A 13,541-nucleotide genomic window follows, 5' to 3' on the forward strand; every position below is an offset into this window, starting at 1 on the left:
TCTCGCCCGTCTTTCCGGCGTTTATTTCGCGTCCCGCAGGGAGGCGATGATTTCCCGTACCCTTTCCCTTGCAGCTTCCAGGCCAAGACCTGTGTCGACAAGGAAGTCGGCTCTCTTCCGCTTTTCCGAATCAGGCAGCTGGCGGGAGAGAATCATCGCCAATTTTTCCTCCGTCATGCCCGGACGCGCAAGCACCCTCTCCCACTGGATCTGTGGATCGCAGGTGACGACGACAATCACATCCACGCGGCTTTCCGCCTTCACCTCGAAAAGAAGGGGGATGTCGAGAAGCACCAGACCAGTACCGGCTTGCCGATGGTGCTTCAGGAAATCGGCTTCCCGCTGTCGAACCAGCGGGTGGACGATCGATTCGAGGATCGGGAATTTTTCCGGAGCGACCGCAAGCTGACGGGACAATTCCCGCCGGTCTATGACCCCGTCGGCGATCGTGCCGGGAAAGGCCTTGCCAACGGGCTCAACCGCATCGGTGCGGTAAAGATCATGGACGACGGCATCGGAATCGTTCACCGGAATGCCCTCTTCGGCGAACATTTTCGCCGTCGTGGATTTTCCCATGCCGATGGAACCGGTCAGCCCGATGACAATCATCCGTGTTTTTCCATATCGGCGATCACGAGGTCACGAAGCACCTTGTCGACCAGCGGCCGGCGGCCGAACCATTTTTCGAAACCGGGTACGGCTTGATGCAGAAGCATGCCGAGCCCGTCGACAATCGCAAACCCCTGCTCTTCCGCCTGGGCAAGCAGAGGGGTCTTCAGCGGCACATAAACGATATCGGTCACGACCGCATCATCCCGGAGACGCGAGAAGTCGATCCGGGGCGCTTCACTCCCATCCATGCCGAGCGATGTCGTATTGATGAACAGCCCTGCGCCGGACATCACCTCGCCGAGAGCCTCGACGGCATGGGCGTGTACGCTTGGGCCAAAGCGGTCGGCCAGTTCCCGTGCCCGGGAAACGGTGCGGTTGACGACATGTATCTCTCCGACGCCGCGGTTGCGAATTGCCTGGATCACCGCACGGCTGGCTCCACCGGCTCCGAAAATCACGGCACGGCCGGCTTTGTCCCATTCCGGATGACAATCGTCGAGATTGGCGGTGAAGCCATAACCGTCCGTATTCGACGCATGAAGCAGGCCGTCTTCCATCCAGAGCGTATTCGATGCGCCGAGCTCTTCGGCAAGGGCATCGGGCCGGTTGGCCAGTTTGTAGGCCATTTCCTTGTGGGGAATGGTGACATTGCCGCCGCGATATCCCGCGCTGCCGTCCTTCAGGGCCTGTATGAAAGCCGGAAAATCTTGTTCTGAGATCGCCTCGGCCTTGTAGGTGCCGGATATGCCGAGCTGCCTGAGCCAGTAATTGTGGATCAACGGCGAGCGTGAATGCTTCACCGGCCAGCCTGTGACGAATGCGTTAACCAAGAATGTTTCACGTGAATCAGCCATCGATGGCTCCAAGTTCACGCAGTTTCCCCAGGAGCGGCAACATGGGCAGGCCGAGAATCGTGAAATAATCTCCCTCGATATCCGAGAAGAGCTGAATGCCCTCGCCTTCAAGCTGATAGGCACCGACGCTGCCGAACACCTTTTCACCGACACGTGCAAGATAGCGATCGACAAAGGTTTCGCTCAGCGGCCGGACCGTCAGGTCAGCATGGGAAACATGTTCCCAAACGATATCGCCATGTCCGGCAAGCGTGATCGCGCTGTTGAGCCGGTGGGTCTTGCCAGACAGCGAAAGCAGGCTTTCCCTTGCTTTGGCGAGGGACTTCGGCTTGTGATAGACCCGGTTGCCAAGAGACATGGTCTGATCTGATCCGATCACCAGCGCATGCGGGACATGGCGGCTGACATCCAGCGCCTTGGCCTTGGCAAGCGTCAACGCCACCTGGTCCGGTGACGCTCCTTCAAGCCCGGCCTCTATCTTCCGCTCATCGATCTCGGCGGGACGGTTCTCAAACGTCAGGCCGGCATTTGCCATCAGCGCGCGGCGGAAAGGACTGGAGGAGGCAAGCACAAGGGGCACTGTCACGAAAATCTCCCAAAAGCGGCAGGCCGTTTCGCTTAACGCAGCTTCGGTCGCAGCGCAACGATAGCGGCGGCCGTCTCCTCGATCGAGCGTCGCGTTACATCGATGATCGGCCAATTGTGCCGGGCGCACAACGCACGAGCATATTTCAATTCCTCGTTGATCGTCGCTCGGTCCGTGTAATGGCGACGGTCAAAGCCATGAGTGGAGCCCAGCTCGCGGTTTTCCCGCACCTGGCTGATCCGGTCGGTCGTCGCGACCAGGCCGACGATCAACGGTCGCGTGGCGCGATAAAGGCTATCGGGCAGATCCACGCCGGGCACGATCGGAATGTTGGCCGTCTTGATACCGCGATTTGCAAGATAGATGCTGGTCGGCGTCTTCGATGTACGGCTGATGCCGATCAGCACGATATCCGCCTCGTCATATTCCTCCGGCATCTGGCCATCGTCATGGTCCATCGTGAAATTGAGCGCCTCGATGCGCTTGAAATAATCGGCATTCAAAGCGTGCTGCGCGCCGACACGCCGACGTGACGGAGCGCCGAGATAGGCCTGGAACGTCGCCATGACCGGCTCGAGAACGTTGACGCAGGGAAGACCCATCTCACGGCAGCGCTGATCTATGAATTCCGCCAGTTCCCGATCGACGATCGTATAAAGAACGATGCCGGGCTCGCGATCGATATCGTTCAGCACAGACAGGAGCTGCTTGCGGTTTCGAATCAGCGGATAGACATGTTCGATCGCCAGCGACGATTGAAACTGGACGGAAGCGGCCCGGCCTGCGGAGATCAAGGTCTCTCCCGTCGAGTCAGATATCAGGTGCAGATGGAAGAAGTTTTTTCTGTTCTCCACGCTAATCTTGACCCTTTGTTGAAAACCCGGGAGAGCCGAACGGACTGTCCCTGCCTCGCGGCGAGGCCTGGGAAAACCGCCTCGTTTTCCACATCCGCAGATTCGATGAACAGCTATCAATGGAACTTGTGCGCTCTGGGGATAAAGGCATCAAGTCCTTTTCTTCTCCCCAGCTTGTCCACAGCCAGTTCCGCTTTCATGCCTATCTCATCTTATTGAATTATCTTGCTGAATCCCAGATATCCATTCAAACTTCCGTTCAACAGGTGATTTTATCCTGTCGAACGGAGATAGAGCGGCCGATGGTCGCGCAAGCTGTGATTTGACTTTAATCCTTGCTACCCACCGACTCTAAGAAATAAAAACCAATTAAATATTCATTTCTTTGATTAGGGAGAACCCATTGACCGGCGAAACCCGCAAGATCGTCGCGGTACTGGAAGGCAAGACCGTTACGCCACCGCCGATCTGGCTAATGAGACAGGCAGGACGTTATCTGCCGGAATACCGGGACACGCGCGCAAGGGCCGGAAGTTTCCTCGATCTCTGTTACACGCCGGATCTGGCTGTCGAGGTGACCTTGCAGCCGATCCGGCGATATGGTTTCGATGCTGCAATCCTCTTCTCCGATATCCTGGTCATCCCCGATGCCCTCAGAAGGAATGTTCGTTTCGTGCAAGGCGAAGGTCCGCAAATGGACCCGATCGACGTTCCCGGCATTCAAAGGTTGAGGAATGAGGACATTCTCGGACATCTCGCTCCGGTCATCGAAACTGTCCGCTGGTTGAGACGGGAGCTTCCCGCGGAAACCACGCTGCTCGGTTTCTGTGGTGCTCCATGGACGGTGGCGACCTACATGATCGCTGGCCACGGCACGTCCGACCAGGCCCCTGCCCGGCTGTTTGCCTACAAACATCCGGAGATTTTCGAAAAGCTTCTCTCCTTTCTGGCGGAGGTGTCGGCGGAATATCTGATTGCGCAGATCGACGCCGGCGCCGATGCGGTCCAGATCTTCGATTCCTGGGCCGGAGTCCTCGGGGAGGAGGAATTTAAGGCCTATGCCGCCAGGCCTGTTGCCCGGATGATCGAGATCGTGCGCGGGCAACGGCCGAAGGCCAAAGTGATAGCCTTTGCCAAAGGTGCCGGGTTGAACCTGAAGACATACCGCCAGAAGACGCGGGCCGATGCGATCGGGCTGGACTGGTCCGTGGGGCTTTCCTTTGCGGCCGAGCTTCAGAAGGATGGTCCGGTCCAGGGCAATCTCGATCCGATGCGGGTCGTTGCCGGTGGACAGGCGCTGCAGCAGGGTATAGATGCCATTCTCGACAAGCTCGGGAACGGGCCGTTGATCTTCAATCTTGGTCATGGCATCACGCCGGAGGCCAACCCCGATCATGTGACCGCTCTGGTGGAGCGTGTGCGGGGAGTAAGGCGATGAATCCGACGGAACCGCAGACTGGCAATGCGGCCGGCCGCCGATCTGCGGCCCGGGCGTTTATGGCGCTTGCGGTCTTCGTTGCCATTCTGGCTCTGGTCTACCTGATCCGACCCAATGACTTCATCCTTTACATCAAGGCTTTCCATGTGATCGCCGTGATGTCCTGGATGGCCGGGCTCCTCTACATGCCGCGGCTTTTCATCTACCACAGCGATGCCGAACCAGGCTCGCCGCAATCGGAAACGTTCAAGATGATGGAGCAGCGGCTTCTGAAAATCATCATGAATCCCGCGATGATGATCACCTGGGCTCTGGGCCTTTTTCTCGCGTGGGACGTCCACGAGTTTCGCGGAGGCTGGCTGCATGCCAAGATCGCACTCGTGGTCCTGCTGACCATGGTGCATGTGCTGTTTAGCCGCGCCGTCCGGACCTTTATAGTCGACGGCCCACGCCGGTCGCCGCGTTACTGGCGGATGATGAACGAGATTCCGACCGTCTTGATGATCGGAATCGTGATCCTCGTGATCGTGAAACCGTTCTGATTTTCTTCTTTGGCAAGATTTCTGCGATGCCCCTTGCGGCGTTCCATGTGAATCGCTATTTTCACCGCCATCTCATCTCGTGGCATGCGTGTAATTTCCCGTCGTCCCCGGATCATCTTCCGCGGTAGCGAATTTCACCGACACGCCTAAATTCCCCTGAAATTCTCACTATGGTCACCTCTTCATGGCTGAAATGAAGCTTCAAGAACTCAAGAGCAAATCTCCTACCGATTTGCTGACCTTCGCCGAATCATTGGAGGTCGAGAACGCCAGTACGATGCGCAAGCAGGAACTGATGTTCGCTATCCTCAAGGTTCTGGCGAGCCAGGATGTTGAGATCATCGGCGAAGGTGTGGTTGAGGTCTTGCAGGACGGATTCGGTTTCCTGCGTTCCGCGAACGCCAACTATCTCCCGGGTCCCGACGACATCTATATTTCCCCTTCCCAGATCCGGCGGTTTTCGCTGAAGACCGGCGATACGGTGGAAGGTCCCATTCGCGGACCGAAGGAGGGTGAACGTTATTTCGCCCTCCTCAAGGTCAACACCATCAATTTCGATGATCCGGAGAAGATCCGGCACAAGGTTCATTTCGACAACCTGACGCCGCTTTATCCGAATGAACGGTTCAAGATGGAACTCGACGTACCTACGTCGAAGGATCTTTCCGCCCGTGTCATCGATCTCGTGGCGCCGCTCGGCAAGGGCCAGCGCGGCCTTATCGTCGCGCCGCCGCGTACCGGTAAAACCGTTCTTCTGCAGAACATCGCCCATTCCATTACCGCCAACCATCCGGAATGCTATCTCATCGTTCTTCTGATCGATGAGCGCCCCGAGGAAGTGACCGACATGCAGCGCTCCGTGCGCGGTGAAGTGGTTTCCTCTACATTCGACGAACCGGCCGTTCGCCACGTTCAGGTCGCGGAAATGGTCATTGAAAAGGCCAAGCGCCTGGTCGAGCATGGCCGCGACGTGGTCATTCTGCTCGACTCCATCACACGCCTCGGGCGTGCCTATAACACCGTCGTTCCGTCGTCGGGCAAGGTGCTCACCGGTGGCGTGGACGCCAATGCGCTGCAGCGCCCGAAGCGTTTCTTCGGCGCTGCCCGCAATATCGAGGAAGGTGGTTCGCTGACGATCATCGCGACGGCCCTCATCGATACCGGCAGCCGCATGGACGAAGTCATCTTCGAAGAGTTCAAGGGAACGGGTAACTCGGAAATCGTTCTTGACCGCAAGGTCGCCGACAAGCGCATCTTCCCGGCGATGGATATCCTGAAATCCGGTACGCGTAAGGAAGATCTGCTTGTGCCGCGTCAGGATCTCCAGAAAATCTTCGTCCTTCGCCGCATTCTCGCTCCGATGGGTACCACGGACGCCATTGAATTCCTCATCGATAAGCTGAAACAGACGAAGAACAACGGGGATTTCTTCGATTCAATGAATACGTAATCCTTAGCCGGATTCAACAAGTACAAAACGCCCGGCTCGAAGTCGGGCGTTTTGTGTTTCTACATCCCGTTTGGTAAAGCATCCCGTATGGCTGGAACCGAAGACACCATTTTCGCACTTTCGAGCGGCAACCTGCCGGCTGGGCTGGCCGTCGTGCGGCTCAGCGGTTCCCGGGCTTTTGAAGTTGCTGGAATCCTCGCCGGGACGGTGCCAGCTGGTCGGCAGGCCGGTCTCAGAACGATTCGGAGTCGCAACGGTACGATTATCGATCAGGCTCTGATCCTCGGTTTTCGCGGCCCGAATTCCTTCACCGGTGAAGATTGCGTGGAATTGCATCTTCATGGAAGTCGTGCCGTGGTCTCCGCGATCTATGGGGAGCTTTCCGGTTTTCCCGGCCTTCGTCTGGCGGAAGCCGGAGAATTTTCAAGGCGGGCCTTTGAAAACGGCAGGCTCGATCTGGTCGAGGTCGAGGGGCTTGCAGACCTTATCGCAGCCGAAACGGAGATGCAGCGAAGGCTGGCTGTCGAGCAGGGTTTTGGCGGACAATCGGCGCTTTATCGGGAATGGGCGCGGCGACTGACGCACGCGCGGGCGATGATCGAGGCGGAGCTGGATTTCGCCGATGAAGATGATGTGCCGGGTTCGGTATCCGAGCGTGTCTGGGCGGATATGGGAGCTCTCTACCTGGAGATGGAAGAGCATATCGCTGCGGCGAAGGCGGGTGAGATCATCAGGGATGGATATAAGGTGGTGATCGCCGGACCACCGAACGCCGGAAAGTCCAGTCTGCTTAACGCCCTTGCGCAAAGGGACGTCGCCATTGTCGCGGAAGTTGCGGGGACCACCCGGGATATTCTACATGTGGATATCGATCTGGACGGATATCTCGTGCGTTTCTTCGACACGGCCGGTTTGCGGGAAAGCGAGGACCGGGTCGAGCAGGAAGGGGTACGTCGCGCGAGGATCGCCCTTGGGCAGGCGGACATGATCCTCCTCCTCGAAGAGATCGATTCGGTTCCGGAACATGATCTGGATTTACCGGACGCAAAGGTGGTGCGGATTGGCACCAAGCTAGATCAGCACGATAGTTCATCGAATTACGACATTTGCCTATCCAGCAAGAGCGGCGAAGGTCTGGGACAACTCCGTTCCTATATCCTCAATTATCTTCAGAAACTCTGGTCGGGATCACTTGTTCCCAATCGCATGCGGCACGTCAATCATCTCAAAGAGGCTTCCAATTTCGTCGCGGAAGCGTTAAACGGCCAAGGCTTGGATATCCGGGCTGAAAGCCTTCGAGCGGCCGCGTCGTCACTTGGACGTATTACGGGACATGTTGATGTCGAGCAGCTTTTGGATGTGATTTTTTCGCAATTCTGCATCGGTAAATGATTCACGTGAAACGTCGCGCTGCGTGGTTTCATGGAGCAATTGAAAATGACGACATTCGACGTAATTGTCATCGGTGGTGGGCATGCGGGATGCGAGGCGGCAAGTGCCGCTGCGCGCATGGGCGCAAACACGGCCCTGATCACCCACAGGCAGGAAACGATCGGCGTCATGTCCTGCAATCCCGCCATAGGCGGGCTTGGAAAAGGTCACCTTGTTCGGGAGGTGGATGCCCTGGATGGGCTGATGGGCCGCGTCGCTGATGAAGCGGGCATCCAGTTCCGCCTCCTTAACAGAAAGAAGGGGCCTGCTGTCCGTGGGCCTAGAACGCAGGCCGATCGAAAGCTGTATCGTTTGGCGATGCAGCGGGAGATATCGGATCACCGCAATCTGGCTGTCATTGAGGGCGATGCGTTCGATTTTTCGATCGAGGAAGGGCGCGTTGCGGCCGTTGTTCTAAAGGACGGCCGTCGATTCGGATGCGGAACGGTTGTCCTGACGACCGGTACTTTCCTGAAGGGGCTAATTCATATTGGCGATCAGAAGATACCAGCGGGCCGGGCCGGTGAAGCACCTTCCATGGGCCTGTCGGGCACTTTGGCACGTTTTGGATTGCGTCTGGGACGTTTGAAGACCGGCACACCGGCGCGCCTGGACGGGGGGACGATCGACTGGAGCGCGATTGGCCGCCAAGAGGCGGATGAAGAACCCGTCCCGTTCTCGTTCATGACGGACCGGATCGCGACAGCCCAGATTGCCTGCGGCGTTACAAGAACAACGGAAGCAACCCATCGGATCATCTCTGAGAATATCCACCGATCCGCCATGTATTCCGGCCAGATCGAGGGCGTGGGTCCGCGTTATTGTCCTTCCATCGAGGACAAGATCGTTCGTTTCGGTGAACGCGACGGCCATCAGATCTTTCTTGAGCCGGAAGGCCTGGACGATGCGACGGTCTATCCGAACGGTATCTCCACGTCCCTGCCCGCCGATGTGCAGGAGGCATTTATTCATACCATTCCCGGCCTGGAGGCGGTAACGATCCTGCAGCCGGGTTATGCCATTGAATATGATCACGTCGATCCACGGGAGCTGACCGCCTCCCTGGAGGTCAAGAAAATGCCCGGCCTTTTCCTTGCGGGGCAGATCAACGGCACGACGGGTTACGAGGAAGCGGCTGCACAGGGCCTGGTTGCCGGCCTTAACGCGGCGCGGCGGGCAGCCGGCGAGGAGGCTTATTATTTCAGTCGTGCTGACTCCTATATCGGTGTCATGATCGATGACCTCACTTCTCGTGGTGTCACCGAGCCCTATCGCATGTTCACGTCACGCGCGGAATATCGGCTGTCTCTTCGGGCCGACAACGCGGATAGCCGGCTAACCGATAAGGGGATCGAGCTCGGATGCGTGGGCGAGGAACGCAGGAAGAAGTTCGACGAGTACAAACGTTTACTCGACGGTGGCCGCGGACTCCTTCAGGCTTTGAGCCTGACGCCAAGCGAAGCCGGTCGACATGGCTTCAAGATGAATCAGGACGGACAGCGCCGGACGGCTTATGAAATCCTGGCATATCCGGAACAATCTCTGCAAACGCTTTCAACGATCTGGCCGGATCTCGGTAAACTCCCGGGCCGGATCGGCGAAGCTCTGGAAATAGAGGCCACCTATGCGGTTTACATGGACCGGCAAGTGGCCGATATCGACGCGACCCATCGCGACGAGGCGCGTGCCATACCGCAAGGCTTTGATTTTTCGGCACTTCCTGGCCTGTCCAACGAATTGAAGCAGAAATTGACGGTTGCAAACCCGACGAATCTGGCTCAGGCTTCGAAAGTCGATGGGATGACCCCCGCTGCGCTGGCTCTTATTCTTGCACTTCTTCGTAAGGAAGAGGCTGCCAATCGCGTCAAGCGGGTCTCCTGATGTTGCTGAACGGCGAGAGTGTTTCACGTGAAACGCAACAAAGGCTGGAGCATTTCTCTGGCCTTTTTCAGAAATGGGCCAAGACGATAAACCTTGTTGCGCCCTCGACGGTCGATGAACTTTGGCGGCGGCATATTGCGGACAGCGCGCAGATTTTTCAGCTTTCCCCGGGGCCTTTTCGCTGGGTAGATCTAGGGTCTGGAGGTGGTTTTCCCGGAGTGATAACGGCCATTCTTCTCGCTGAGGGAGAGGACGGATGGGTTCATCTTGTGGAAAGTAACCAGAAAAAGGCTGCTTTCCTCAGAGTCGCTCTCAGTGAAACTGGTGCCCGAGGTTCCGTACATCCCGTGAGGATTGAAGAGACATATGCGTCGATTCCCGAATGTGATCGGATTTCCGCGCGCGCGCTAGCGGAGCTGGACCAGCTTCTTTCCTATTCTGCTGGCTGGTTGAAAGAGGAACGTACGCGAGCCTTTTTTCATAAAGGACGGGATTACTCCGCGGAAATCGCAAAAGCCCGTGGCCGCTGGGACTTCGATCTGGTAAAACACCGGAGTGCCGTCGAGTCAGATTCCGTTGTCCTCGAAATTGGTAATTTAAGGCACAAAGAACCCTAGATTTCAGGTGTGGCATGTTCGAAAAGAACCGGATCATTACGATAGCCAACCAAAAGGGCGGCGTTGGCAAAACGACAACCGCCATCAATCTCGCTACCGCACTCGCGGCAATTGGTGAGCATGTCCTCATCGTGGATTTGGACCCTCAAGGCAATGCGAGTACAGGCCTGGGTATCGAACGCAAGGACCGTAAGCTGTCTTCCTACGATCTTCTGATGGGTTACAATACCATTGCGGAAACGGCGCTGGAGACGGCCGTTCCGAACCTGTCCATTGTCCCTTCGACCATGGACTTGCTTGGTTTCGAGATGGAGATTGCCCAATCTTCCGATAGAGCCTTCAAGCTTCGCCGGGCGTTGGGTGATCACGAAGCAAGCGCTTATTCCTATATCCTGCTGGATTGCCCGCCTTCGTTCAATCTGTTGACCATGAATGCCATGACGGCTGCGCATTCTGTACTCGTTCCCCTGCAATGTGAATTCTTTGCGCTTGAGGGATTGAGTCAGTTGCTTGAAACGGTCGATCAGGTGCGCCGGACGGTCAATCCCTCTCTGGACATCCAGGGGATTGTGCTCACCATGTTCGACGCTCGCAACAATCTTGCCCAGCAAGTGGTCAGCGATGTTCGTACCTATCTGGGGGAAAAGGTCTATCACACCCTGATTCCCCGAAATGTGCGCGTATCGGAAGCCCCCTCTTATGGCAAGCCTGCTATTCTTTATGATTTGAAATGCGCTGGCAGCCAGGCTTATCTCCAGTTGGCGTCGGAGGTGATCCAGCGGGAGCGGAGGCGAAAAGCCGCCTAAAAGGCCGCAGATTGACAGGTGAATGAGCATGAACGACGATGTTTCCAAGCGGCGACTTGGCCGCGGTCTTGCGGCCCTGATTGGTGAGATGGATCAACCGTTGCCGGCGGAGAATGCGCCGCGCAGCGTCAATCCGGATCGGATGGTGCCGATCGAGCACGTTTCTCGAAATCCGAAGAACCCGCGCCGGAGTTTTGACGAGAACGAGCTGCAGGATCTGGCAAGCTCAATCCGGCAGCACGGGATTGTCCAGCCGGTTGTTGTCAGGCCGAGAGGCGAAAGATACGAAATCATCGCTGGTGAGCGGAGATGGCGTGCGGCTCAACTTTCAGGTCTCGTCGATATCCCGGTCATCGTTCGTGATGTCGATGACCGGACCGCACTGGAACTCGCTATCGTCGAGAACGTTCAGCGCTCGGACCTCAATCCCCTGGAAGAGGCGATGGGTTATGAGCAGCTCATTGCGGAGCATGGTTATACCCAGAACGATCTTGGTGAAATTATTGGCAAAAGCCGAAGCCATGTGGCTAACAGCCTTCGTCTGCTGAAATTACCTGATCCGGTTCGTGATATGCTTGCCGCAGGAAGCTTATCGGCTGGGCATGCGCGCGCACTTGTTACCACCTCCGATCCGGCGGCGCTGGCTCGGACAATTATTGCAAAAGGCATGTCGGTTCGCGATGCGGAGCGGCTGGCTCAGAATGACATCAAGGCCCAATCCGAACCGGGTTCCGTTTCGAAAGCGGAACAAAAAGATTCCGATACGCTCGCGCTGGAGCGGACGCTATCGGATTCCTTGGGATTGGAGGTCAAGATCAGCCATAAAAACGGGGGCGGTCATGTGCGCATCGGTTACCGTACGCTGGAGCAACTGGAAGAGATATGCCGGCTCCTGGAACGGCGATAATACAGTGAATTCAACGGCTTGATTGTATGGCGATTGCCATCAGCGTGTGGAAGGCGATGCTTGGCTCCAACGTCTGCTTCTGGCGGGACATGAGAACGGCCGCCTGAAGCCGCTCGGTTTCACGGGAAAGTGCTTGGGAATTCCAGTTTCTCAGTGCTTTTTCCACGATTGGCTTGCGCTTGAAATGGATATGGCGGCCGAGTGTGGCCATGACCTGGGCGGTCGGAAGTTTCTTTTCTTCCATCTCGGCTTTCATCAGATCCAGCATCTGGAATTGTTTCAGGCATGACTGAAGGACGAGAAAGATCGGCGTCTTCGACGTCAGGACCTTCTGGATGGCGCGCTGGAGACCGGCAAGATCGCCGCTCAAGATCGCATCGACGGCTTCGTCGGCGGAAACACCGCTCGCATCGCCGATGATCTCGTCAATGTGGTTTTCCTCCACGGTTCCCATGCCGCGGCAATAGAGAGCCAGCTTGCGGATCTCATTGCGGGAAGCTACCCGGTCGCCGCCAAGGTGATCCAGCAGCTTCTGGCGTGCAGCGGGGCTTATCCTGAGACCCTCGTTTCCCAATTCGGTATCGACAAGGCTGTTCAGCGCCCTCGTGTCGTCCGCATAACAGGGGATCACGGCGATGGATTTCGCCGGCTCGGCAATTTTCCGCAGACCGCTGCCTTTCTTGAGGTCGCCCGCTTCGACGATCAGGACGTTTGCAGGCGGCGGGCCATCCGCAAGAATCTGGATCGCGTCGAGTAGCTGCTTTTCATTTGCTGCGCCACGTAACCAGATCAGCTTGCTGCCGCCAAAAAGTCCAAGGGCATTCACTTCATCCAGAAGGCGGCCGGGATCGCCCTGAAGGTCGGAAATATCGAGCTTCAGCATGGCAAACGGGTCGTCTTGAGAGACGCCGGTCTTGCCGGCGAGCACTGCGGCCCGCTCCGAAACGAGGCCGCGATCGGGTCCGTATATTATGAAGATCTTGTAAAGTTCGGCGCCTTTTTCCGCGAAGCGGTCGAACTCGTGCGATTTTATTTCTGCCATGTCGCTTGTGGCTGAGGTTCGCGCGCCAAGGCAATGGCGATCTCGGCACGGATGAATTCAGCCAGTTCCCTTGCGGCGCGGTTCTCGGCATCCCGGATGGCACGCAGTTTCGCAAAACCCTGGCCCGAAACGTCGATAAGGGAAACGACCTCCCGCTTGCCCGATTTAAGGACCTGTCCATCGCTCAAGCGCGTCAGCGTATAGGTGGCTTCGACCTGGACACGTCCCGGAAGCGGCACGCCGGTCGCGGAGACGTTGTCGTCGTCTTCGTCATCGATGATGCTGGAGGCCGTGCTCTTGGCCGTAAGTTTCACATCGTAAGCCGCATGTTTGGACTCGCCCGCCCCACCGGAGGTCAGGAAGACCAGGTGATTGCGGATAACTTGGTCGATCCGGCTTCCGGGATGCGAGAAGCCCACGGAGGCCAGCCGTTCTCCCGTGCCGCCGGCTTCGGAATAAAGCGGACGCACCTGGCAACCGGCGAGAACTGCGAGCATCGCCAGGCCGGAAAGGAGCCCGAT

The 13,541-nt window shown here is 57.2% G+C and carries 15 protein-coding genes; 9 read left to right on the plus strand and 6 right to left on the minus strand.

Translation table 11 applies throughout. The features are described 5' to 3' along the window. Nucleotides 1–21: 21 nt before the first annotated feature. Genes coaE through ACFFP0_RS31315 form a run of 4 tightly spaced genes read right to left on the minus strand, consistent with a single transcriptional unit; the run spans nucleotide 22 to nucleotide 2,906 of the window. On the minus strand, nucleotides 22–609 hold the full coding sequence (gene coaE / locus ACFFP0_RS31300) for a dephospho-CoA kinase (protein WP_377266141.1): 588 nt from the start codon (nucleotides 607–609) through the stop codon (nucleotides 22–24). Beyond that, on the minus strand, nucleotides 606–1,466 hold the full coding sequence (locus tag ACFFP0_RS31305) for a shikimate dehydrogenase (RefSeq protein WP_377266142.1): 861 nt from the start codon (nucleotides 1,464–1,466) through the stop codon (nucleotides 606–608). The genes coaE and ACFFP0_RS31305 overlap by 4 nt, the downstream gene beginning before the upstream one ends. Next, nucleotides 1,459–2,052: a Maf-like protein gene (locus ACFFP0_RS31310; RefSeq protein WP_377266143.1), complete on the minus strand. Its 594-nt coding sequence runs from the start codon at nucleotides 2,050–2,052 to the stop codon at nucleotides 1,459–1,461. Before ACFFP0_RS31310 ends, ACFFP0_RS31305 begins: the two co-directional genes overlap by 8 nt. A gap of 32 nt (nucleotides 2,053–2,084) precedes the next feature. Beyond that, the gene (locus ACFFP0_RS31315; RefSeq protein WP_377266144.1) at nucleotides 2,085–2,906 is read right to left on the minus strand and encodes a pyruvate, water dikinase regulatory protein; all 822 of its coding nucleotides are present in this window, start codon (nucleotides 2,904–2,906) and stop codon (nucleotides 2,085–2,087) included. A 119-nt stretch (nucleotides 2,907–3,025) separates the two neighbouring features. Between ACFFP0_RS31315 and ACFFP0_RS31320 the strand changes: the two genes are divergently transcribed. The 9 genes from ACFFP0_RS31320 to ACFFP0_RS31360 all read left to right on the plus strand — a co-directional run bounded on the left by ACFFP0_RS31320 (nucleotide 3,026) and on the right by ACFFP0_RS31360 (nucleotide 11,978). Then, a complete protein-coding gene (locus tag ACFFP0_RS31320) occupies nucleotides 3,026–3,232 on the plus strand; it encodes a hypothetical protein (RefSeq protein WP_377266145.1) in 207 nt (68 codons plus the stop codon). 77 nt (nucleotides 3,233–3,309) lie between these two features. Then, nucleotides 3,310–4,344 carry a uroporphyrinogen decarboxylase gene (gene hemE / locus ACFFP0_RS31325; protein WP_377266146.1) on the plus strand — a complete coding sequence of 345 codons (1,035 nt, stop codon included), beginning with the start codon at nucleotides 3,310–3,312 and terminating at the stop codon, nucleotides 4,342–4,344. After that, nucleotides 4,341–4,886, plus strand: coding sequence for a protoporphyrinogen oxidase HemJ (gene hemJ, locus ACFFP0_RS31330; protein WP_377266147.1), 546 nt, complete (start codon nucleotides 4,341–4,343; stop codon nucleotides 4,884–4,886). The genes hemE and hemJ overlap by 4 nt, the downstream gene beginning before the upstream one ends. Before the next feature lie 184 nt (nucleotides 4,887–5,070). Beyond that, a complete protein-coding gene (rho, locus tag ACFFP0_RS31335; RefSeq protein WP_139346276.1) occupies nucleotides 5,071–6,336 on the plus strand; it encodes a transcription termination factor Rho in 1,266 nt (421 codons plus the stop codon). An 87-nt stretch (nucleotides 6,337–6,423) separates the two neighbouring features. After that, nucleotides 6,424–7,728: a tRNA uridine-5-carboxymethylaminomethyl(34) synthesis GTPase MnmE gene (gene mnmE / locus ACFFP0_RS31340; RefSeq protein WP_377266148.1), complete on the plus strand. Its 1,305-nt coding sequence runs from the start codon at nucleotides 6,424–6,426 to the stop codon at nucleotides 7,726–7,728. 45 nt (nucleotides 7,729–7,773) lie between these two features. Next, on the plus strand, nucleotides 7,774–9,648 hold the full coding sequence (gene mnmG, locus ACFFP0_RS31345; RefSeq protein ID WP_377266149.1) for a tRNA uridine-5-carboxymethylaminomethyl(34) synthesis enzyme MnmG: 1,875 nt from the start codon (nucleotides 7,774–7,776) through the stop codon (nucleotides 9,646–9,648). Beyond that, nucleotides 9,648–10,265, plus strand: a complete 618-nt coding sequence (rsmG, locus tag ACFFP0_RS31350) for a 16S rRNA (guanine(527)-N(7))-methyltransferase RsmG (protein WP_377266150.1) — start codon at nucleotides 9,648–9,650, stop codon at nucleotides 10,263–10,265. The genes mnmG and rsmG overlap by 1 nt, the downstream gene beginning before the upstream one ends. 14 nt (nucleotides 10,266–10,279) lie before the next feature. Then, nucleotides 10,280–11,071, plus strand: coding sequence for a ParA family protein (locus tag ACFFP0_RS31355; RefSeq protein WP_377266151.1), 792 nt, complete (start codon nucleotides 10,280–10,282; stop codon nucleotides 11,069–11,071). Between the two features lie 28 nt (nucleotides 11,072–11,099). Then, nucleotides 11,100–11,978, plus strand: a complete 879-nt coding sequence (locus ACFFP0_RS31360) for a ParB/RepB/Spo0J family partition protein (RefSeq protein ID WP_377266152.1) — start codon at nucleotides 11,100–11,102, stop codon at nucleotides 11,976–11,978. Between the two features lie 10 nt (nucleotides 11,979–11,988). Here ACFFP0_RS31360 and holA read toward each other — a convergent pair whose 3' ends face one another. Together holA and ACFFP0_RS31370 are read right to left on the minus strand one after the other, a co-directional pair. Next, the gene (gene holA, locus ACFFP0_RS31365) at nucleotides 11,989–13,020 is read right to left on the minus strand and encodes a DNA polymerase III subunit delta (protein ID WP_377266153.1); all 1,032 of its coding nucleotides are present in this window, start codon (nucleotides 13,018–13,020) and stop codon (nucleotides 11,989–11,991) included. Continuing rightward, nucleotides 13,008–13,517, minus strand: coding sequence for a hypothetical protein (locus ACFFP0_RS31370; RefSeq protein WP_377266287.1), 510 nt, complete (start codon nucleotides 13,515–13,517; stop codon nucleotides 13,008–13,010). Before ACFFP0_RS31370 ends, holA begins: the two co-directional genes overlap by 13 nt. Nucleotides 13,518–13,541 lie beyond the last annotated feature (24 nt).

Origin of the sequence: Neorhizobium puerariae (assembly GCF_042429745.1) — a bacterium.
In the GTDB taxonomy this organism is placed as follows: Bacteria; Pseudomonadota; Alphaproteobacteria; order Rhizobiales; family Rhizobiaceae; genus Neorhizobium; species Neorhizobium puerariae.